The sequence below is a fragment of the Vibrio sp. 10N.261.46.E11 genome, assembly GCF_041472735.1.
Taxonomy (GTDB): Bacteria; Pseudomonadota; Gammaproteobacteria; order Enterobacterales; family Vibrionaceae; genus Vibrio.
On the sequence record NZ_JBFRQW010000017.1, the window covers coordinates 31,871 to 54,966 of the forward strand.

Genomic DNA, 23,096 nt, shown 5'->3' on the forward strand with positions numbered 1-23,096 from the left:
TTTCACTCACTATTTCGTGATGATCTCCGGGCCCATCAAGGTGGTTGGTAACCATGTAGAAACCCAAGGCACGTAGGTTACGATAATCAAGAACAAGAACATCACGCCCACCCAAGGTAGCGCCGCTTTGACCACGTTCATCATCGACATCTTCGCGACCCCTGCGGTCACAAACAAATTGAGTCCAACTGGCGGGGTTATCATCCCTATCTCCATGTTCACCACCATCATGATACCAAGGTGAATGGGGTCGATACCCAGAGCAATTGCAATTGGGAATACCAACGGCGCTACGATGATCAACAAGCCTGATGGCTCCATGAACTGCCCGCCAATCAAGAGTAGAACGTTCACTACAATCAAGAAGGTGATCGGACCTAAGCCTGCAGAAAGCATAGACTCAGTGATCATTTGAGGGATACGTTCTTCCGTCAGTACATGCTTAAGAATCAGAGCGTTGGCAATGATAAACAACAACATGATCGTCAGCTTGCCTGCATCGTAAAGTGTATCTTTGGTGTCTTTATGGAAGAAGGTTTGAAATACCTTAACCAGCGCCGGCTTGGTGTTGTTCTTGTCCGCAAACGGCCCCATATCTTTGTAGATGAAGTTGGCAATGAAGAAGGCGTACACCGCTGCAACAGCCGCTGCTTCGGTCGGAGTAAAGATACCGCCGTAGATACCACCCAAAATGATGACAATCAGTAACAAGCCCCAGCTCGCATCTTTCGCGGCTGCGAACATCTCGCCCCAACCAACAAATGGCTGTGCAGGAATCTTCTTAATACGCGCCGCAATGTAGATAGCAATCATCAACATCACACCCGCCAACAGGCCAGGAATAACGCCACCTAAGAACATACGACCTACCGATACATCGGTCGCCGCTGCGTATACCACCATCACGATTGAAGGCGGAATCAAGATACCCAGAGTACCCGCGTTACAGATAACCCCTGCAGCGAACTCTTTTGAGTAGCCGTTCTTGATCATACCCGCGATAACAATACTACCTATTGCAACTACCGTTGCCGGAGACGAACCAGACAGCGCCGCGAACATCATACATGCCACAACCGATGCCATCGCCAGACCGCCGCGGAACCAACCCACCATTGCAATCGCAAAACGGATAATACGTTTCGCCACGCCACCTGTGGACATGAAGCTAGAGGCCAATATAAAGAAAGGAATCGCTAAGAGTGTGTAGTGACCTGCAAAAGCATTAAACAGCGTTTGTGCGACTGAAGCTAATGATGCATCTGAGTGCATTAATAAGAATATTACGCTCGATAAACCTAGGGAAATCGCAATTGGTACACCGACCAACATGAAAGCAATTACCATTAAAAATAGAAATAACATTGCCATGATTAGTCTTCCTTACCGTTAGATTTTGTATCCGATTCACTCGCCTTGTTGGACTTAGTCGAATCCAATACCGCTGTCGCGTCTTCATCAGAACCCGCTAGCACGTCCGCTTTCAATGCATCCAGCTCTTCTTCGGCTTCATGACCAGCAATCATGCGGTCGAGTTTGCCGGTTACTACTTGGTAAGCAACTTGAGCAAAACGGAACGTCAGCATTGCCATACCAATCGGCAGCGCCATGTAAGGGATAAAGCGTGGCAGTTTCTCGTATCGTTCGCCTTCATTCAGCCAATCAGCAAGAAACTGAAGCATCTCTGGCATTGGAATATCGTCGGTCTCATACCATGCGCGATCGGTCGCGAATGGGTACCAATAATTCCAAGAGCCGATAAGAAGTAAGATTGAAAATGCTAGACAGCTGGTCACCGCGATTAACGCATACACTTTGCGTAGCTTTTCAGGGGCAAGGTTGATGATGACATCAACACCAATGTGGAAATGTTTTTTAACACCATAAGATGCGCCGACCAACACCATCCAAGCAAACATGAACACCGTCAATTCCAGTGCCCATAATATGTTGTCATTGAATGCGTATCGAAATACCACATTGGCAAAAGTAAGTAGCGTCATTGCGCCAAGGAAAAATGCGATTAATGACTCTTCAATCACATCCGTAACTCTTCCGACTTTGGAAAAAAGAGAGGTTTCCAGTGCTGATTCGCTAGAATTTGGTTGTTCCATTTGAGGCTTTTCCATAATTAACTCCGCTTATAATTGTTTTAATAAGGAGTGACGAATACTCGCCACTCCCTTAGCGGTATTATTGGTTTGAAGCTAACGCTGCATCGATAAGATCTGAACCGATGTCTTTTTCAAACTTCTTCCATACAGGTTGAAGCGCAACTACCCATGCTTCACGCTGTTCAGGCGTAAGTGTACGAACCTCACCACCAGCTTCGATGATGTTGTTTTTGTTCGCTAGGTTAACTTTTGAAGATTCTGCGTTACGCGTCTCAGACACTTCCTGAACGATAGTACCAAGCTGTGTGCGTACATCTTCAGGTAGGTCTTTCCAGAAGTCGTTTGACGTTACCACTAGGTAATCCAAGATACCGTGATTGGTTTCAGTCACGCCGTCTTGTACTTCAAAGAACTTCTTACCGTAGATGTTTGACCATGTGTTCTCTTGGCCATCGATAACCTTGGTTTGCAGGCCACCGTACACTTCTTTGAAAGACATCTTCTGTGGGTTAGCGCCTAGTTGTTCAAACTGAGCTACCAAAACGTCTGATGCTTGCACACGGAATTTCAAACCTTTTGCATCTTCAGGGCTGATAAGAGGTTTGTTCGCCGACATTTGTTTCATGCCGTTGTGCCAGAATGCTAAGCCTTGAAGACCACGACGCTTCATCGCATTCTTCAGTTTTTCACCAGATTCTGAGTTTTGGAAACGGTCGACGGCTTCTACGTCTTCAAATAGGAAAGGAAGGTCAAAAATGCGGTATTTCTTAGTGAATTTCTCAAATTTAGACAGCGAAGGTGCCGCCATTTGAACATCACCATTTAACAGGGCTTCCAGTACCTTATTATCATCGTAAAGTGTCGAGTTAGGGAAAACTTGCATACAAGCTTTACCATTCATTTCAGTGTTTACTCGCTCTTCTAGTAGAGAAGCGGCAATGCCTTTCGGGTGCTTATCGGTATTGGTTACGTGACTGAATTTAATCACGATTTCACCAGGGTCACAGTTTGCAGCAGCATTAAAACTTGTGAGCGCCAGAGCAGATACAGACAGCAGGGTAAGAGGCTTAAACATTATTATTCTCCTTAGTAAACAAAGCAGCCCTTCAATGGGAACTGCGTGCTTTCACTAAGGCAATTAGCGCGCCACATTAACACAAACTATTAACAAGCCTTTAACCATAAGGCTTCATCAGTTCTATCTGCAGTAGTCGCGAACTCGCGGTAAGAGTTAATGGGTGGAAAATGACACATAGAATATTTGTAAATGGGTGGAAGCTGACCAATGTATTAGTAATGAATAAGGCCGAATGAGGTCTGACCAAAAGCTCGATAGTCGATGATGCCTTGAAGTAATTTCGACCTATCCTGTAAAGTGCTGCACAACTTAGTCAGATTTACTGATCCACTACTTACCAAGAGTTGCTACCAATGAGTCAGGTCTACCATCACCCAGTACAGATTTACTATGAAGATACCGATCACTCAGGTGTGGTTTATCACCCTAACTTTCTTAAATACTTCGAGCGTGCGCGCGAACATGTCTTGGGCAGCGATAAACTGGCGACCTTGTGGAATGAGCACGGATTAGGTTTTGCGGTGTATAAAGCCAACATGACTTTCCAAGATGGGGTTGAGTTCGCTGAGGTTTGCGATATCAGAACCTCTTTTGAACTCGATGGAAAATACAAAACGCTATGGCGACAAGAAGTGTGGCGCAAAGATGCCACTAAGCCTGCTGTGATTGGTGATATTGAAATGGTCTGCCTTGATAAAGACAAGCAACTTCAGCCTGTACCCGCTGAAGTATTAAAAGCGATGCTTGGCGAAACGAGCTAACTTCACCTCACCAAGCTAGCTTAAAAGAGATGAGATGATGGAAAGGTTCTCATCTCTATCTGCATCGGTAGCAAATTTCCGCCGAGCGTAACCGCAAAGCGATACTGCTCATCCAACCGCCCTAAGCAACATTGCCAATCTGTAGAAATATCGGTTTGCTCAGTAACATCCAACCCAACTCCACTGTATATGCTGATTTCACCATGAAATCTAATTTCATCCTGCAACTTTGGTTGAAAATTCGAAGGGTGAATTGGCACTGTTTGCTCCGTCAGATTGGAGAAATCAAACGAAAAGCTTCGCAACGATGTGGCTAGCCCCCTGCCCGTCGCTTTGATATACGACTCCTTCAGCGCCCATAGATCGAAAAAGCGCTCTCTCTGCAGCTCTTTACTAAGTTTAAGTAAATCCGCCAATTCCTTATCTGAAAAATAGTGCTTCATGATCGAATCGATATTGGTCGAGCTTCTTGCATGTTCGATATCGACACCCAGTTGAACTCGCTTCCCTTCTCTCTGGCAAACCGCGACTAACAAATGTTCTTTGCTATGACTGATATTGAAATTCAGGCCGGTTTCTATTTGTTGTTTCTCAATTAATCTTGGCTTCCCTTTCTCACCATATTCAAAGCACCACGCTTCAGGCATCAAATCAGAATAGCTAGACAGCACCTTTCTTAGGTAGTTGCGAACATACAGGGCCTGAATTTGAGATGAAGGTATTCGATAGCGCTCAACTTTGGCTATCTCGTCGGCCGTCAGTCTCTTTTTGAGCTGAGATACAATGTCTGGCTGGTCATTCAAGTTACCCAGAGAACATAGCCACAAATCAACAACGGGAGTTTTCATTTAACTCGAACTCACTTCTATAAATCACTCTTCAAAACACGATCGGAACAACCCAATCGAACAAATTTAACTCACCTATGAATTAAGTGGAACCTAGAGAATACGGGAGGGAAACCCCCTTCATATGAGGACTTAAAACTAATTTTTCAAATAATAACAAATTAAAACACAGATCACACTTAGCCTTACACAAGAGGCATCCATTAAATGTTACTTACAAAAATATGACATAGATCTCACCAACTAAAAATATAGAGCAAAAACACTAAAAAACCACTCTTACCCATTAATTATCAATAAGTTAATTAAATTAAAAATACAAAAATCAAAACCATGCCAAATTCATCTGGTCTGAACAGATCATAGTGGCCTCTGGGAGCATTGTATCGACCACTCACCTCGGGTAGCCTGCTCAACCATTAAACAAATTCACACGTTTTCTTTGCGGATACCGACTTGTCGTTTAGTCAGACTTTGAACAGGATTTTAATGGACATCGCCTCAACATTTGAATGCCACCGTCGCGCATGAAACACCTCCCCTACTCTCGTAAGTCAACGCACTTCGAAAGCCTAATTTCTATCTGGTTGCCGCCACTCAGCAACCTGAATTTTCAGCTGCGCTTCCCTAAATCTGTTTCAGATTTTCTTTCTATAGCTTTAAAAGCGCAGCCTCAAAACACGACATCGCCCTCAGTGATTTCAAGTGGAGACTCATAATGAGCCAACCCGAAAAAAATACCCCGGAATCAGTCGACGACACTCGACTTAATAAACGTCTTAAAGACATGCCTATTGCTATCGTTGGAATGGCAAGCATGTTTGCGAACTCTCGTTACTTAAACAAGTTCTGGGATTTGATCAGCGAAAAGATCGATGCAATTACCGAAGTGCCTGATACGCACTGGCGTCCAGAAGATTACTACGATTCAGATCGTACAACGCCAGACAAATCTTACTGTAAGCGCGGTGGTTTCATCCCAGAAGTTGACTTCAACCCTATGGAGTTCGGTCTTCCGCCAAATATCCTTGAACTGACTGATACGTCACAGCTGCTTTCTCTGATCGTGGCAAAAGAAGTACTTGAAGATGCGAAACTTCCTGAAGGTTACGATCGCGATAAGATCGGTATTACGCTCGGTGTGGGTGGTGGTCAGAAGATCGCTCAAAGCCTAAATGCTCGTCTTCAATACCCTGTTTTGAAAAAAGTCTTCAAGAGCAGTGGCATCAACGACGAAGACAGCGAAATGCTGATCAAAAAGTTCCAAGACCAATACATCCACTGGGAAGAGAACTCGTTCCCTGGTTCATTGGGTAACGTTATTTCAGGTCGTATTGCTAACCGCTTTGACCTTGGTGGCATTAACTGTGTAGTAGATGCTGCGTGTGCAGGTTCTCTAGCCGCAATGCGCATGGCTCTGAGTGAGCTGGTTGAAGGTCGCAGTGAAATGATGATCACAGGTGGTGTGTGTACTGATAACTCACCAACCATGTACATGAGTTTCTCGAAAACACCTGCATTTACCACTAATGAAACCATTCAACCTTTCGATATCGACTCCAAAGGCATGATGATTGGTGAAGGCATTGGCATGGTTGCTCTTAAGCGTCTTGAAGATGCAGAGCGCGATGGCGACAGAATCTACTCAGTGATTAAAGGTGTCGGTTCTTCTTCGGACGGTAAGTTCAAGAGTATCTACGCGCCTCGCCCTGAAGGACAAGCAAAAGCACTAAAACGCGCTTACGATGATGCTGGTTTCGCACCGCACACGCTTGGCCTTTTAGAAGCGCACGGCACAGGTACCGCAGCAGGTGATGTGGCTGAATTTGGTGGCTTAAACTCGGTATTCAGTGAGAACAACGAAGAGAAGCAACACATTGCATTAGGCTCTGTGAAATCTCAAATTGGTCACACCAAATCAACCGCCGGTACTGCAGGTTTAATCAAAGCTGCACTGGCACTACACCACAAAGTACTTCCGCCAACGATCAACGTGTCGAGCCCGAATCCTAAACTGGACATCGAGAACTCACCATTCTACCTAAACACACAAACGCGCCCTTGGATGCAACGTGTCGACGGCACACCGCGCCGTGCAGGTATCAGCTCATTCGGTTTTGGTGGCACTAACTTCCACGTTGTATTAGAAGAGTACACGCCAGAGCACGCTCGCGGTGACAAATACCGTCAGCGCCAAGTACCGCAAACTCTGTTGTTCAGCGCAGAATCTCGCCAAGCACTGATCGACGAGCTAAAACAGGTTTCAACTCAAGCTGCCGATGCTGCGTTCAAACTGGAAGCACTTGCTGAGCAACACTCTCTACGTGAAGTAAACGATCAGCATGCTCGTCTTGGTTTAGTCGTGACTGACCAAGCAGACCTTCAAGCGCAACTGACTCAAGCGATTTCTATGCTTGAGAGCCAAACCAAAACACATTGGCAGATGCCGAACGGTACTAGCTACCGTGAGTCAGCACTGATTGCTGAAAACGGTGCAGGTAAAGTCGCGGCACTATTTGCAGGTCAAGGTTCGCAATACCTCAACATGGGTCGCGAGCTTGCTTGTCATTACCCAGAAATGCGCCAACAGCTTGCTCAAGCGGATCAAGTATTTGGTCAGCACAAGAAGACGGCCTTATCGCAAATTCTGTTCCCAATTCCAACTTTCACACCAGAAGCAACCAAAGCTCAAGAAGCTGTGTTAACCAACACGGCCAATGCGCAAAGTGCAATTGGTACTGTGTCTATGGGTCAGTTCGACATCATGACTCAAGCTGGCTTCAAAGCAGATATGGTCGCAGGCCACAGCTTTGGTGAGCTAAGCGCGTTATGTGCATCGGGTGTTATCTCGCAAGAAGATTACTACCAGCTAGCTTTCGCTCGTGGCGATGCGATGGCAGCGACACCTGAACAAGGCGACAGCGGTACTATGTTTGCAGTCATCCTAGATGCAGACAAACTTCCAGCCGTTGAAAGCTGCATCAGCCAATTTGAAGGCGTGAGTATTGCTAACTACAACGCTCCGACTCAACTGGTTATTGCAGGTCCAACTGCGACGGTTCAACAAGCAGCACAAGCGCTAACTGAACAAGGCTTCAAAGCGATTGCTCTGCCAGTTTCTGGGGCTTTCCACACACCGCTTGTTGCTCACGCTCAAAAACCATTTGCTTCTGCAATTGATAAAGCTTCATTCAGCGCTCCAACACTGCCGCTTTACTCAAATGCAACGGGCAAGCTGTACAGCAAAGACGCTAAAGCGATTAAGAAAGCATTCAAACAGCACATGCTGCAATCGGTTCGTTTCAGCGAGCAAATTGAAGCGATGTATGAAGCAGGCGCGCGTGTATTCGTTGAGTTCGGTCCGAAAAACATTCTTCAAAAGCTGGTTGAGAAAACATTGGCTGATAAGAACGAAGAGCTTTACGCAATCAGTATCAACCCAAGCCCTAAAGGCGACAGTGACCAACAGCTTCGTTTAGCTGCAGTTCAACTATGTGTGGCAGGTGTTTCATTAGACAACATTGACCCTTACCAAGCTGACATTGCTGAACCTGCGAAGGCATCACCAATGAACATCAAGCTGAATGCAACCAACTACATCAGCCCTGCTACTCGTAAGAAAATGGATCAATCATTGGCTTCGGGCAACGTCACCGAAAAGACTGAGATTGTTGAAGTGAAAGTTGAAGTCGAGAAAATCGTGGAAAAAGAAGTGATTAAAACAGAAATCGTTGAAGTACCTGTGGCTGCTCCTCAAGCTTCAAATGTACAACAGTCAACTGCTCCAGCACCAAGTGCACAAGTAGGAACAGCTGCTCCACAATCACAAGTGGTTCAAACTGCCCCAGCAACTATTCAGCCAGCAGCTCAAGTAACGGTAGATGAGTCTTCATTGCAGTCGTTCTTCAATGCTCAACAACAAGCAGCAGAAGTACATCAGCAGTTCCTTGCGATTCCTCAGCAATACGGTGACACGTTCAACACCCTAATGTCTGAGCAAGCGAAAATGGCAACAGCAGGCGTAGCAATTCCTGATAACCTACAGCGTTCTATGGAAATGTTCCACCAGCACCAAGCTGAAACGCTAAAAGCTCACGCTCATTACCTAGAAATGCAAGCGCACAGCAACAACTCAGCACTTAATATGCTGACGCAAGGTTCAGTACAAACGGCACAACCAACCTTCGTTGCGCCAGTAAATGCTCAACCAGTGATTCAAGCTCCAACTACTCCAGCAGCTATCGTCCAACAGCCTGTAGCTCAAGTACAAGCTGCTCCTGTACAGGCTGTGCCAGTTCAAGCTGCACCGCTTCAAAAGACAGCAGCTCAGCAAGCTCCAGTACAGAAAGCCGTTCCTACACCACAAGTAGCGGCTCAAGCGGCAGCGCCTGTTGCAGCTCAACCTGTGCCAGTTAAAGCGCAACCGGATCCTGTGGCTGCACCAGTGGCAGTACAATCAGCCGATGCTGAAAAAGTGATGCTAGAAGTGGTCGCTGAGAAAACGGGTTACCCAACGGAAATGCTTGATCTAGAAATGGACATGGAAGCAGACCTTGGTATCGACTCAATCAAGCGCGTAGAGATCCTTGGTACCGTTCAAGACGAAATGCCGAACCTACCAGAGCTGAACCCTGAAGATTTAGCTGAATGTCGTACTCTTGGTGAAATCGTTACCTACATGAACAGCAAGATGCCAGCATCAGCGCCTGTGGCAGCACAACCAAGCGCAACTGCTCCTGTTCAAGCTGCTAACGGTCTTGATGCAAAAGTCGTTCAACAAACCATGCTAGAAGTGGTTGCTGAGAAGACCGGTTACCCAACGGAAATGCTTGTTCTAGAAATGGATATGGAAGCAGACCTTGGTATCGATTCAATCAAGCGTGTTGAGATTCTTGGTACGGTTCAAGATGAACTGCCTACTCTTCCAGAGCTAAACCCTGAAGACTTAGCTGAGTGTCGCACTCTTGGCGAAATCGTTGCCTACATGAACAGCAAGCTCCCAACTTCTGCACCAGTTGCAGCACAAACGGAAGTAGTTGCTCCAGCAGCAGCTAACAATGGACTAGATGCAGCTGTTGTTCAGAAGACGATGTTAGAGGTGGTAGCAGAGAAGACGGGCTACCCGACTGAAATGCTAGATCTAGCAATGGATATGGAAGCTGACCTTGGTATCGATTCAATCAAGCGTGTTGAGATTCTTGGTACGGTTCAAGATGAACTACCGACTCTTCCAGAACTAAACCCTGAAGACCTCGCTGAATGTCGCACTCTTGGTGAGATTGTTGACTACATGAACAGTAAGCTTCCAGCTTCTGCTCCAGTAGTGGCTCAAGTATCTGCACCAGTGCAAGCAGTATCAAACGGTTTAAACGCAGAACAAGTTCAAGGCACAATGCTGAGCGTAGTGGCTGATAAAACGGGCTACCCAACAGAAATGCTAGACCTAGCAATGGACATGGAAGCAGACCTTGGCATCGACTCAATCAAACGTGTTGAGATCCTTGGAACAGTTCAAGATCAGCTACCAACATTGCCAGAGCTGAACCCTGAAGATTTGGCTGAGTGTCGTACTCTTGGCGAAATCGTTGACTACATGAACAGCAAGTTAGCTCCTAGTTCGGAAGCAGCGACAGTCGCTCCAGAAGCAGCTACAACCGCTGCAGAAAGCACGAGCAATGACCTAAATCCTGCTCATGTACAATCAACAATGATGGAAGTGGTTGCCGATAAAACTGGCTACCCCGCAGAAATGCTCGACCTAGCGATGGACATGGAAGCAGACCTTGGTATCGACTCTATCAAACGCGTTGAGATCCTAGGTACAGTTCAAGACCAGCTACCAACACTGCCAGAACTAAACCCTGAAGACCTAGCTGAGTGTCGTACGCTTGGTGAAATCGTTACTTACATGCAAAGCAAGCTATCCGCTGCTGCACCCGTAGCGACTCCAAAAGCTGAATCAGTAACGCCTATCGCAGAAACAGCGACAGCGGAACTTCCTCCACACAATGAGGTAGCGCTAAAAAAGCTACCAGCGGCAGATAAACTCGTCGATTGTTTCTCAAAAGACGCTTGTGTCGTGATCACAGATGATGGTCACAACGCTGGTGTTCTAGCAGAAAAGTTGACCGCTAACGGCATTCAAGTTGCTGTAGTGCGTAGTGCTCTTTCTGCCGCGTCACCTTTAAACAGTGAAATCGCAAGCTACACACTCAACAGCGTCGATGATGCGGGTGTGACTGCAGTTATTAACGACATCGAAGCAGACCTGAAAACGTCGAACAAAGTGATTGCTGGCTTCATTCACCTACAAGCTATCGTTGATGCTAAACAAAGCAACGAGCAAGCGGTTAACTTGAATGCAGACTCAAGAGCTTCACTGACGACAGCGTTCTTATTCGCCAAGCACTTAAATGGCCAACTGAATGCCGTTTCTGGTCGCAGTGTGTTCTTCACACTAAGCCGTATTGATGGTGGCTTTGGTTACCTAGATACTAAGCAATTAGCGAACGCAGAACTTAACCAAGCTGCGTTGTCTGGTCTAACGAAGACACTGAGCCATGAATGGTCAAACGTGTTCTGCCGTGCATTGGATGCTGAAGCTTCGATTGATGCAAGCCACCTAGCTGAAGCTATCACAGGCGAACTGTTCGACATCGATACCAACACGGTTGAAATCGGCCTTAGCCATGCAGAAAACGGGGAATCTGGTCGTGCAACATTGATTGCGGCAACACCGGGTGCTGCACAAACGAAGAACACAGGCGCTCAACTCACCAAGAGCGACAAAGTTCTCGTAACTGGTGGCGCTAAAGGCGTGACGTTTGAATGTGCACTGACGCTTGCTAAGCAATGTAAGTCTCATTTCATTCTTGCAGGTCGTAGTAAGCATATTACTTCAGCTGAGCTACCTCAGTGGGCACAAGGCAAGCAAGAGAAAGAGCTAAAACCAGCGGCTATCGCTCACCTGCAAGCAACAGGTGACAAACCAACGCCGAAGAAAGTTGATGCCTTGCTAAAACCGGTATTGAGCAGCCTTGAAATCAACACAGCACTAGCCGCTTTCAATGAGATTGGCGCGAGCGCTGAATACCTAAGCCTAGATGTATCGAACCATGAGTCAGTAGCAAAAACACTGGCAAACTTCGACGGTATCAGTGGTCTTATCCACGGTGCAGGTGTACTGGCTGACAAGCATATTCAAGATAAAACACTTGATGAACTGAACATGGTTTACGGCACCAAAGTGGGCGGACTAGAAGCGGTTCTTGGTGGTCTTGATAGCGGCAAGTTAAAACTGATTGCGATGTTCTCTTCGGCGGCGGGTTTCTATGGAAACACAGGCCAAAGCGATTACTCAATGTCTAACGAGATCCTAAACAAAGCGGCTCTACAACTGTCTGCGCGTAACCCTCAAGCGAAAGTAATGAGCTTCAACTGGGGACCGTGGGACGGCGGCATGGTAAACGCAGCACTGAAACGTATGTTTACAGAGCGTGGTGTGTACGTGATTCCTCTTCAGGCGGGTGCAGAGCTATTTAGTTCTCAACTACTGAACGAAACTGGCATTCAACTGCTGGTTGGTACGAGCATGCAAGGTTCTGACAACAAGGAAGCTGCTGTAAAAAAGCTTAATGCGGAGTCTGTGCATCTTGCAAAGAGTCCGCTGAATACAAGCATCACTGTGACACGTCGTCTTGATCCTAAGGCATTGCCTTTCATTCAAGATCACTGCATTGCCGGTAACCCAGTGTTACCGACAGTGTGTGCCATCCAATGGATGCGTGAAGTCGCAGAGCAACTGTTAGGGGTGAACGTTAGCGTTCACAACTACAAACTGCTTAAGGGTGTGATTTTTGATACTGATGAAGTGCAAGAGCTGAAACTGGTTCTTTCTTCTGACGCTAAATCAAAAGATCAGCTAAAAGCGGTGATCAGTTGCCAAGGGCGACCACAGTATCAAGCTCAGTTGCAAGTTGCCTCTGTGCAAGTGTCTGAAGATGTTCAACAAGCGTCAGAAAAGCGCTTTGGAGCCAACACTTCAGCACCTGTAACAACGGCACAAGCTCTATACAGCGACGGCACTCTGTTTCACGGACCAAGACTGCAAGGTATTACCTCAGTTGAACGCTTTGACGACTTAGGCTTACTGGCTCAGTGCCAATTGCCTCAGATTGAAAACAGCGACTGCGGATCATTTATTCCTAAACAAGGTTTTGGTGATAGCCAGCCATTTGCTGAAGATTATCTGTTGCAAGCCATGTTGGTATGGGCTCGATTGAAATACGGCGCGGCAAGCCTACCGTCTGCAATCGGTGAGTTTATTTGTTACGCACCGATGCACAATGGTGACCAAGGTTGGCTAGAGCTGAGCGTGATAAAAAGCACGGCTCGTTCGCTGCAAGCTGATATCTCGCTTTACCACCAAGATGGTCGTTTAAGCGCAGTAATGAAAGGTGCAAAAGTCACCATCAGCAAGAGCTTAAACGACGCATTTTTGCCGAAGTCTAGCTCAGCAGTATCAAAGAAAGAGGCGACTAAGAACCCAGAAAAGGAGCAATTGTCATAGTGACTGTTCCTACTAATAAAGCGATGCCATTGCGCATCGCTCTTTTAGCTCAGCCAGCAAACGCAGCTGAGCTTTCTGCCAACTTATCACCTTCGCTTCCTGAGATGATGACTGTTGTGGTTGATGGCAATTTTAATCAAGCACTTGCTCAAGCTATTGAGGCAGTCAGTCAAGGTAATGTTGTTAAGCTTTGTTTGGATTCTCACGCTCTATCCTTAGTGATGTTGAGTGCACTGACCGCTGCTCAAAACAAGATTCATCCACACGCTTATCTAGCGGGTTTTGTAGATACAGCTACTGGAGATAGCGTTCAGCTTGCTCTGGATATTGCGCGCCGCCCCGCTACAGATTTAAGTCATCAACAGCAACACTCTGACTTATCGGCTTCGCAACAGTTTGGTCAATTGTTGAATATGGTGAATGCAATATCGAGCCGCTCATTGCCGAGCCATTCATTACCTAACCATTCACTAGCTAATAATTACTGGTTCACTGAGCCGAACAAAGCACGTGTTGCTGCGTTAACTTTCAGTGACGATAGCCAAAAAGCCACCAGCCTGATATTGACTCAAGCGACCGGTTTGCAAGAACCAAAACCCTTGCTATCAAGCGAGCGTTTGATGTTTGTGGTTTCTGGCAACGAACAAGCCGAATTGGTTTCTCTGTTAGCCTCGTTAAGAGAAGAGCTTAAATGCGTTAACGAATCGGCAGACCGTGAACTTGCTATCGCCACCATGATGCATTCAAACCTAAGTCACTTCCAAAGCGTTCAGCACAATGCTGGCGTTGGTGCGAACATCGTGATTCAGGCAGCTTCAACTGAGGCTGCAATACAAGAGATCACAGCGCTAGAAAATGCGTTGCCAAAAGTAATGGCTGACAATAGCCAATACAAGACTCCAGCGGGCAGTTGTTTCTCACCGAAGCCTCAAAGCAAAGGTGGCGTTGCATTTGTTTACCCAGGTGTTGGCACGGTTTATCCCGGTATGTTGCGTGAATTTCACCACCATTTCCCACAGTTATTTGCTCGTTTAGAGCGCGAAGGTAACCTGAAAGAAATGCTGCAGGCTGACAAAACCTACGCTGAAGACTCGCAAGAAATGTCGCTTAGTGAATCGGCAATTGCAGGTGTCGGCAGTAGTTATCTGTTAACACAACTGCTATGTGATGAATTCAAAGTGCAGCCAGACTTCGCTTTAGGTTACTCCAAGGGTGAAGCCTCCATGTGGGCTAGCTTAAATGTTTGGAAGAACCCACATGCGCTGATTGAGATGACTCAAACCAGTCCAATTTTCACGACGGCTATTTCTGGCGAACTCACCGCGGTGCGTCAAGATTGGCAGTTAAACGGCGACGAAAGCATCCAGTGGAATAGCTTTGTGGTTCGCAGTGATGCGCAAGCGATTGAGGCTCTATTACCCGAATTTCCACGTGCTTATCTCGCTATCATCCAAGGTGACACCTGCGTACTGGCCGGGTGTGAAAGCACTTGTCGTGCTCTGCTCAAGAAACTGGGTAAACGTGGCATTGCCGCGAACCGTGTTACCGCAATGCACACCACACCAGCGTTAAGTCAGCATAGCCAAGTGCGAGAGTTTTACACGCAACCACTATTCGACGAGTTGCCAAAGCATATCCGCTTTATCAGCGCAGCTGGCTTGCCAACTGGTGCACCAATCAATATCGACCGCGACAGCATCGCCCTTTCAATTGCCGATACTTTCTGTTCGACGCTGGATTTCACCGCGTTGATCCAGAGTGCACGTCAGCAAGGTGCTCGCCTGTTTGTTGAAGTGGGTGCCGATCGTCAAACCAGCACATTGATCGACAAGATCAACCGCAGCGACAACGTAGCAGACCAGTACTGCTCAATCGCTTCCAATGCCAAAGGTGGTGATGATGTTGTCACGCTCATCAAGTGCATTGGTCAGTTCATTACTCATCAAATCCCATTGTCTGTCGAGCCACTTATTCAAGGGCTAGAACAACAGATCACCGCCGCTAAGCAATTAAGCGGTGTGTCTCAAGGCAGCCCAGTGAATCATCAAGGAGAGCTAGTATGAGTTCTCAATCAAACCAGAATCAGGCTCAGAACAAACAGCAAGTGAAGTGCAACAAGATCGCAATTGTCGGTATTGCCAACCAATACCCAGAAGCTGATACGCCAAAAGACTTTTGGCAAAACCTGCTAAACAAAAAAGATTCTCGAACCACATTAAGCGCTGAAAAATTAGGCGCTAAACCTGAAAGCTATCAGGGCGTGCAAGGTGAATCAGACCGCTTTTACTGTGATAAAGGCGGCTACATCGAAAACTTCAATTTCGACAGCAATGGCTACCGCTTAACAGCCGAATCATTCAAAGGTGTCGACCAGAGTTTCCTTTGGGCTTTGGATACCAGTCGCAAGGCTTTAGTAGACGCCGGCATTGATTTAAATGCCAATGTTTTAGAGCGTACAGGCGTCATAATGGGTGCCCTTTCGTTCCCAACCACACGTTCGAACGACCTGTTTCTGCCGATGTATCACTCAGTGGTCGAGAAAGCACTACAAGCTAAATTGGCTAATGATCAGTTTTCACTGCTACCAACCAATGAAACGGCTCATGACCTCAATCCGATCAACGGTGCAGCAGCACACAACGCCTCTAAGTTAGTGGCTGATGCGCTAGGTTTAGGCAACGTGCAACTTAGCCTAGATGCGGCATGTGCAAGTTCAGTGTATTCATTGAAGTTAGCGTGTGATTACTTGAATACAGGCAAAGCCGACATGATGTTGGCAGGCGCGGTATCCGGTGCAGACCCATTCTTCATCAACATGGGTTTTTCCATCTTCCACGCTTACCCTGACCACGGTGTGTCGGTTCCGTTTGATAGCAACAGCAAAGGTTTGTTTGCTGGCGAAGGTGCTGGTGTTTTAGTCCTAAAACGCTTAGCTGATGCAGAGCGTGATGGCGACAACATCTACGCAGTCGTCAGCGGCATTGGTCTATCAAACGATGGCCGTGGCCAGTTCGTATTAAGCCCAAACAGCAAAGGACAAGTACAAGCCTTTGAACGCGCTTACGAGGCATCAAACCTAACACCAGACAGCATAGAAGTGATTGAGTGTCACGCAACCGGCACACCATTAGGTGACAAGGTTGAGTTAACCTCAATGGAGCGTTTCTTTGCTGACAAATTGAATGGTTCGAACCCGCCATTGATTGGCTCTGCTAAGTCCAACCTCGGTCACTTGCTGACTGCGGCGGGTATGCCAGGGATCATGAAAATGATCTTTGCGATGAAAGAAGGTGTGCTTCCGCCAAGTATTAACTTGGATAAGCCACTATCGTCGCCAGAAGGTTTATTTGGCTCACAGACTCTGCCAACGCAGGTTCAATCTTGGCCAAGTAAAGCGGGCAACTCAGAGCGCTGTGCGGGTGTTTCTGTCTTTGGTTTCGGTGGCTGTAACGCTCACTTACTGCTTGAAGCGTATTCAGACACCAGTCATGTAAACCAGACTCAAGAGTCGGCTTCTCCAAGCCTACAACCGTCTAATTTAAGCATTACAGGTCTAGCGTCTCACTTTGGTTCTCTGCAAAGCATCAACGCGCTAAGCACTGCGATTGAAACCAACAACGATGCTTTCATTGCTTTACCTAAGAAACGCTGGAAAGGCTTAGACCAACATCCAGAACTGCTGAATCAGTTTGGTTTACACGGTATTCCAAACGGAGCGTACATCGATCAATTCGATCTCGATTTCCTTCGCTTCAAAGTGCCGCCAAATGAAGATGACCGTTTGATCTCTCAGCAGTTGCTACTGATGAAAGTGGCAGACGAAGCGATCAAAGATGCCAAGCTTGTGGCTGGCCAAAAGGTTGCAGTACTGGTCGCGATGGAAACTGAGCTTGAGATGCACCAATTCCGTGGACGCGTAAACCTGCATAGCCAATTGGCTGACAGCTTTGCCAACATGGGTATCGAACTAACTCAAGACGAATACCAAGCGCTAGAAACCATCGCGATGGACAGTGTGATGGACGCAGCTAAGCTGAACCAATACACCAGTTTCATCGGTAACATCATGGCTTCGCGCATCTCTTCATTGTGGGACTTTAACGGCCCAGCCTTTACGATTTCAGCCGCTGAGCAGTCAGTTGCTCGTTGTATCGATGTCGCGCAAAACCTGATGTCGCAAGAATCCATGGACGCCGTTGTGATTGCAGCCGTCGACCTAAGCGGCAGTGCGGAACATGTGATTCTGAAGAACAGCGTGAGCCCAGTGTCACTTTCTCCAAAATTCGGACAACCGCAAGACGGCAGTTGGAATGTGGGTGAAGGCGCAGGTGCAATTGTTCTTGTGGAAGAAGGTCGAGTAGCGCGCAACCAAGAGACAGCTTACGGCAGCATCAACGCATTAGCCTTTGGCTCAAGCGAGCGTAACAACGCCGTTGTTGATGAGTTATTGACTCAAGTCGGTATGAACTCGAACGATGTATCTCTGCTTGAGCTTAACCATGCACCAGAATCTTCATCATATCAGTCTTCATCTCTAAGTTTAGGGAACACAAAGACGACTCAAGCGAGTCAGCGTGTGGGTCACTGCTCTGCAGCCTCTGGTATGGCAAGCCTGCTACACGGTCTCCTTAACCTGAACCTTGCACCTATGAATCCAAGCATCAGTTCTAAGAACGCGATTGTTGCCAACATCAGCGAAGGACAATGTTCACAGCTGCTACTAAGCCAATCGAGTGTTGAATCTCAATCACTTTCTGTTCGTTTAAGAAGTGAACTGGCAAGTGATGCTAAGCGTCAATTGGTTAAACAAGTGACTCTCGGTGGACGCGATATTTACCAACACATAGCAGAGACACCAATCGCTAACCTAGCGCACATTCAACAGAAAGCTTCTGGCAAGCAAGCGGCAAGAGTGGCGTCGATTCCTACGACAGCAAGCATTCAAGCAGCTCTTGTGCAAAAAGAGTTAGAGAAGAAAGCATTAGCGCAAAACGCGATAGAGCCAGTCATCGAAGATCCTACATCAGTATCCCCAACTCTGGCGCCAACTCGCCACAGTCAGCTAACAGGTAACCACAGCAATATGACTCATGTCCTATCCGCTAAAAATGGCGTATCAAACATCAACGCTAATACGAATGCAGCATCACAGCCATCTGTAACGCCACACAACCAAGCCTTTGCTCAAAACCAGCAGGCGGCGCAGCAAGTACACAAAGCATTCCTGCACACTCGTGCCCAAGGCATGCAGATGGCTGATGCATTATTAAAGGCACAGTTAAACGCAATTACGTCTGGTTTAGATAGCTCAGCCGAAACATCAGCTCAACCAGCTCAAGTTCAGTCAGTGCCAGTAAACGCACTTACGACGCCAGCACCAGTAAAACCTATCCGTAAGCCATGTATCTGGGATTACGATGATCTGGTTGAATACGCTGAAGGTGATATCGCCAATGTATTTGGTCCTGGCTACGCGATCATCGATAGCTACTCGCGCCGCGTTCGATTGCCAACCACCGACTACCTATTGGTATCTCGTGTCACTAAGCTCAACGCGACAGTGAACGAGTACAAGCCAAGCACCATGACCACAGAATACGACATCCCAGTTGATGCGCCGTATCTTGTCGATGGTCAGATCCCTTGGGCTGTAGCGGTAGAATCTGGTCAGTGTGACCTAATGCTGATCAGCTACCTAGGTATTGATTTTGAAAACAAAGGCGAGCGTGTTTATCGCCTGCTTGATTGTACACTGACCTTCCTTGGCGACTTGCCTCGTGGTGGCGACACACTGCGTTACGACATCTCAATCAACAGCTTTGCTCGCAATGGCGACACACTACTGTTCTTCTTCTCGTACGAATGTTTCGTTGGCGACAAGATGATCCTGAAAATGGACAACGGTTGTGCAGGCTTCTTCACTGATGAAGAGCTAGCAGACGGCAAAGGGGTGATTCACACTGAAGACGAGATCAAGGCTCGTAAGCTTGCCACTAAGCAACGCTTCGACCCTATGTTGCACTGCCCTAAAACCCAGTTTAACCACCAAGAACTGCGTCACCTACTGACTGCCAACATCGCAGAGTGTTTTGGCCCAACTCACCAATCTGATCGCCACCAGCCTTCTTTATGTTTCAGCTCAGAAAAATTCATGATGATCGAAAAGGTCAGCCGTGTTGAACCGCAAGGCGGCACATGGGGACTTGGGCTGATTGAAGGTCACAAACAGCTAGAGCCTGAGCATTGGTACTTCCCTTGTCATTTCAAAGATGACTCAGTAATGGCCGGATCTTTGATGGCAGAAGGTTGTGGTCAACTGCTGCAATTCTTCATGATGCACCTTGGCATGCACACGCTTGTTCAAAATGGTCGTTTCCAGCCGCTTGAAAATGCGCCTCAACAAGTACGCTGTCGTGGTCAAGTTCTACCACAATCGGCAGAACTGACTTACCGCATGGAAGTGACCGAGATTGGTTTAAGCCCTCGCCCATACGCAAAAGCTAACATCGATATCTTGCTGAACGGCAAAGTGATTGTTGATTTCCAAAACTTAGGTGTAATGATCAAAGAAGACGACGAATGTACTCGTTACCTGCCTTCTTTAGAAACAGCTGTCGCAACCCCTATTATCGAAAACTTGGGCCATACACCAGCAGTGAATCAACAAGCTTCAGCAAATGCGCCACTTATGGCGCAAATTGAAGACCTAGAAACAGCGCCAAATAAAGGCGTGATTCCTCTTCAACACGTTGAAGCGCCGGTGACTCCAGATTACCCAAATCGCACTCCAGATACGGTTCCGTTCACGCCTTACCACATGTTCGAATTCGCAACAGGCGATATCGAGAAATGTTTCGGCCCTGACTTCTCTATCTACCGTGGCATGATTCCACCACGTACTCCGTGTGGCGACCTACAGCTAACTACTCGTGTTGTTGAGATCGACGGTAAGCGTGGCGACTTCAAGAAACCTTCATCGTGTATCGCAGAGTACGAAGTGCCAGAAAATGCATGGTACTTTGATGAAAACAGCCACCAGACCCTAATGCCTTACTCGGTATTGATGGAGATTTCACTGCAGCCAAACGGCTTTATCTCAGGCTACATGGGCACCACGCTTGGCTTCCCAGGTGAAGAACTGTTTTTCCGTAACCTAGATGGCAGCGGCAAAATGTTGCGTAACGTCGACTTACGCGGCAAAACGATCACCAACGATTCTCGCCTGCTTTCAACCGTAATGATGGGCACTAACATCGTACAGAGCTTTAGCTTCGAACTGAGCACTGACGGCGTGCCTTTCTACCAAGGTACAGCGGTATTTGGTTACTTCAAAGGCGCAGCACTGAAAGATCAGCTTGGTTTGGACAACGGTAAAGTGACTCACCCTTGGCACGTTGATAACAACCGCACACCGGATGTAAACATCAACCTGCTAGACAAAACGACTCGTTACTTCAATGCACCTGTTTCTGCTACTGGTGAAGTGCAAGAACACTACCAACTGGCTGGCGGTCGTTTGAACTTTATCGATACTGTGCAGATCACAAGCGATGGTGGTAAAGACGGTCTAGGTTACCTATACGCTGAGCGTACGATTGACCCAAGCGATTGGTTCTTCCAGTTCCACTTCCATCAAGATCCGGTAATGCCAGGCTCTCTAGGTGTCGAAGCGATCATCGAACTGATGCAAACCTACGCGCTAAACAAAGACCTTGGCGCTGGCTTCCGCAATCCTAAGTTTGGTCAAATCCAATCTGAAGTGAAATGGAAATACCGTGGTCAGATTAACCCTCTGAACAAACAGATGTCACTGGATGTACACATCACTGCAATCAAAGACGAAGACGGCAAACGCATCATCGTTGGCGACGCAAACCTGAGCAAAGATGGTCTGCGTATTTACGAAGTGAAAGACATCGCGATTTGTATCGAAGAAGCCCCTGCTACCGATAAAGCTCCTGGTATCAAGAAAGCATAAGCCGCCATTAGAGACAGAGAATTAGGAAAGAATTTAGTATGACAACTCAAACTACTATTAATAACGAAAAGCTATCTCCGTGGCCTTGGCAGATCGAAGAGAGCACAACTCGCTTTGATAACGCGGCAATGTCGACAATATTGAAAGACTTAAGCCTTGCTTGTTACGTCGTGAACCACCCAGAAAAAGGTTTAGGCGTTAGCCAACAAGCAGAGATTGCATCGGGTGATTCAGCAAGCTCAGCAAACAGCCAACCTGTTAGCGCCTTTGCTCCAGCTCTTGGTACGCAAAGCCTAGGCGACGAAGATTTTCGTCGCTGTCACGGCGTTAAATACGCTTACTATGCAGGCGCAATGGCAAACGGCATTTCATCTGAAGAGTTGGTGATTGCGCTTGGTCAAGCTGGCATTCTTTGTTCATTTGGCGCGGCGGGCTTAATCCCGTCTCGTGTTGAGCAAGCGATCAACCGTATCCAAGCAGCACTGCCAAACGGCCCTTACGCGTTTAACCTGATTCACAGCCCAAGCGAACCTGCGCTAGAACGCGGCAGTGTTGAGCTGTTTTTGAAGCACAAGGTAAAAACCGTTGAGGCTTCTGCCTTCTTAGGTTTAACACCGCAAATCGTTCACTACCGTGCTGCAGGTCTTAGCCGCGATGCACAAGGCGAGATACAGATTGGCAACAAGGTTATTGCTAAGGTGAGCCGTACTGAAGTCGCAAGTAAATTCATGCAGCCTGCTCCTGTAAAAATGCTGCAAGCTCTGGTTGATGAAGGCCGAATCACAGCAGAACAGATGGAACTGGCACAGCTGGTTCCTATGGCGGATGACATTACCGCAGAAGCAGATTCTGGTGGTCACACCGATAACCGTCCACTGGTTACGCTACTGCCAACGATTCTAGCGCTGAAAGAGCAAATCCAAGCTCAGTATCAATTCAAAACACCGCTACGTGTCGGTTGTGGTGGTGGCGTAGGCACACCTGATGCTGCTCTAGCGACGTTTAACATGGGTGCTGCTTACATTGTTACCGGTTCAATCAACCAAGCGTGTGTTGAGGCTGGCGCGAGCGAACACACACGTAAGCTGCTTTCGACAACTGAAATGGCTGACGTGACTATGGCTCCAGCGGCAGACATGTTCGAAATGGGCGTGAAACTGCAAGTGGTTAAGCGCGGCACCTTGTTCCCAATGCGTGCCAACAAACTTTATGAGCTATACACTCGCTACGACTCAATTGAAGCGATTCCAGTAGAAGAGCGTCTGAAACTTGAGAAGCAAGTCTTCCGTTCAACACTGGATGACATTTGGGCAGGGACTGTGGCGCACTTTAACGAGCGCGATCCAAAACAGATTGAACGAGCTGAAGGCAACCCTAAACGTAAAATGGCACTGATCTTCCGTTGGTACTTAGGGCTTTCTAGCCGTTGGTCAAACACAGGTGAACAAGGTCGTGAGATGGATTACCAAGTATGGGCCGGCCCGGCACTTGGCGCATTCAACGCCTGGGCAAAAGACAGCTATCTAGATGATTACCAGCAGCGTAATGCCGTTGATCTTGCTAAGCATCTGATGCACGGTGCAGCTTACTTAGCTCGTGTTAACCTGCTGACCTCACAAGGTATCAAGCTTGATCCGGAACTAGCACGCTGGAAGCCGACGCAAAGAATGGCTTAAGTGCCGAGTAGCTAGCTAAATTTTACCAAATAAAAAAGCGACCTTAATTAGGTCGCTTTTCTTTGAATCATC

10 protein-coding genes are annotated in these 23,096 nt (G+C 47.3%); 6 read left to right on the forward strand and 4 right to left on the reverse strand.

The features are described from left to right. Nucleotides 1–9 precede the first annotated feature (9 nt). The 3 genes from AB4407_RS05425 to AB4407_RS05435 all read right to left on the reverse strand — a co-directional run bounded on the left by AB4407_RS05425 (nucleotide 10) and on the right by AB4407_RS05435 (nucleotide 3,189). On the reverse strand, nucleotides 10–1,371 hold the full coding sequence (locus AB4407_RS05425) for a TRAP transporter large permease (protein WP_017060625.1): 1,362 nt from the start codon (nucleotides 1,369–1,371) through the stop codon (nucleotides 10–12). A 2-nt stretch (nucleotides 1,372–1,373) separates the two neighbouring features. Further along, nucleotides 1,374–2,129: a TRAP transporter small permease gene (locus AB4407_RS05430; protein WP_372119400.1), complete on the reverse strand. Its 756-nt coding sequence runs from the start codon at nucleotides 2,127–2,129 to the stop codon at nucleotides 1,374–1,376. A 64-nt stretch (nucleotides 2,130–2,193) separates the two neighbouring features. After that, a complete protein-coding gene (locus tag AB4407_RS05435; protein WP_048661479.1) occupies nucleotides 2,194–3,189 on the reverse strand; it encodes a TRAP transporter substrate-binding protein in 996 nt (331 codons plus the stop codon). 356 nt (nucleotides 3,190–3,545) lie between these two features. Between AB4407_RS05435 and AB4407_RS05440 the strand changes: the two genes are divergently transcribed. Further along, a complete protein-coding gene (locus tag AB4407_RS05440; RefSeq protein ID WP_372119403.1) occupies nucleotides 3,546–3,953 on the forward strand; it encodes a thioesterase family protein in 408 nt (135 codons plus the stop codon). 20 nt (nucleotides 3,954–3,973) lie between these two features. Here AB4407_RS05440 and AB4407_RS05445 read toward each other — a convergent pair whose 3' ends face one another. Further along, the gene (locus AB4407_RS05445; RefSeq protein WP_372119405.1) at nucleotides 3,974–4,801 is read right to left on the reverse strand and encodes a 4'-phosphopantetheinyl transferase superfamily protein; all 828 of its coding nucleotides are present in this window, start codon (nucleotides 4,799–4,801) and stop codon (nucleotides 3,974–3,976) included. A 527-nt stretch (nucleotides 4,802–5,328) separates the two neighbouring features. Here AB4407_RS05445 and AB4407_RS05450 point away from each other — a divergent pair. The 5 genes from AB4407_RS05450 to pfaD are packed head-to-tail and all read left to right on the forward strand — an operon-like array spanning nucleotide 5,329 to nucleotide 23,024. Further along, a complete protein-coding gene (locus AB4407_RS05450) occupies nucleotides 5,329–5,520 on the forward strand; it encodes a hypothetical protein (protein ID WP_081090155.1) in 192 nt (63 codons plus the stop codon). Next, nucleotides 5,520–13,370 (forward strand): phosphopantetheine-binding protein, encoded by a 7,851-nt coding sequence (locus tag AB4407_RS05455; protein WP_372119407.1) that lies wholly within the window; start codon nucleotides 5,520–5,522, stop codon nucleotides 13,368–13,370. The genes AB4407_RS05450 and AB4407_RS05455 overlap by 1 nt, the downstream gene beginning before the upstream one ends. Then, nucleotides 13,370–15,433, forward strand: coding sequence for a PfaB family protein (locus AB4407_RS05460; protein ID WP_372119409.1), 2,064 nt, complete (start codon nucleotides 13,370–13,372; stop codon nucleotides 15,431–15,433). Before AB4407_RS05455 ends, AB4407_RS05460 begins: the two co-directional genes overlap by 1 nt. Then, complete coding sequence (locus tag AB4407_RS05465; protein ID WP_372119411.1) at nucleotides 15,430–21,348, forward strand: beta-ketoacyl synthase N-terminal-like domain-containing protein; 5,919 nt, start codon at nucleotides 15,430–15,432, stop codon at nucleotides 21,346–21,348. The genes AB4407_RS05460 and AB4407_RS05465 overlap by 4 nt, the downstream gene beginning before the upstream one ends. 38 nt (nucleotides 21,349–21,386) lie before the next feature. Further along, entirely contained in the window at nucleotides 21,387–23,024 is a 1,638-nt protein-coding gene (gene pfaD / locus AB4407_RS05470; protein ID WP_048664270.1) for an eicosapentaenoate synthase subunit PfaD, read from the forward strand. Nucleotides 23,025–23,096 lie beyond the last annotated feature (72 nt).

Coding starts and splice junctions, on each gene's coding strand:
- AB4407_RS05425 (WP_017060625.1), bottom strand. CDS start 1,371: ATGGCAATGTTATTTCTATTTTTAATGGTAATTGCTTTCATGTTGGTC.
- AB4407_RS05430 (WP_372119400.1), bottom strand. CDS start 2,129: ATGGAAAAGCCTCAAATGGAACAACCAAATTCTAGCGAATCAGCACTG.
- AB4407_RS05435 (WP_048661479.1), bottom strand. CDS start 3,189: ATGTTTAAGCCTCTTACCCTGCTGTCTGTATCTGCTCTGGCGCTCACA.
- AB4407_RS05440 (WP_372119403.1), top strand. CDS start 3,546: ATGAGTCAGGTCTACCATCACCCAGTACAGATTTACTATGAAGATACC.
- AB4407_RS05445 (WP_372119405.1), bottom strand. CDS start 4,801: ATGAAAACTCCCGTTGTTGATTTGTGGCTATGTTCTCTGGGTAACTTG.
- AB4407_RS05450 (WP_081090155.1), top strand. CDS start 5,329: ATGAAACACCTCCCCTACTCTCGTAAGTCAACGCACTTCGAAAGCCTA.
- AB4407_RS05455 (WP_372119407.1), top strand. CDS start 5,520: ATGAGCCAACCCGAAAAAAATACCCCGGAATCAGTCGACGACACTCGA.
- AB4407_RS05465 (WP_372119411.1), top strand. CDS start 15,430: ATGAGTTCTCAATCAAACCAGAATCAGGCTCAGAACAAACAGCAAGTG.
- pfaD (WP_048664270.1), top strand. CDS start 21,387: ATGACAACTCAAACTACTATTAATAACGAAAAGCTATCTCCGTGGCCT.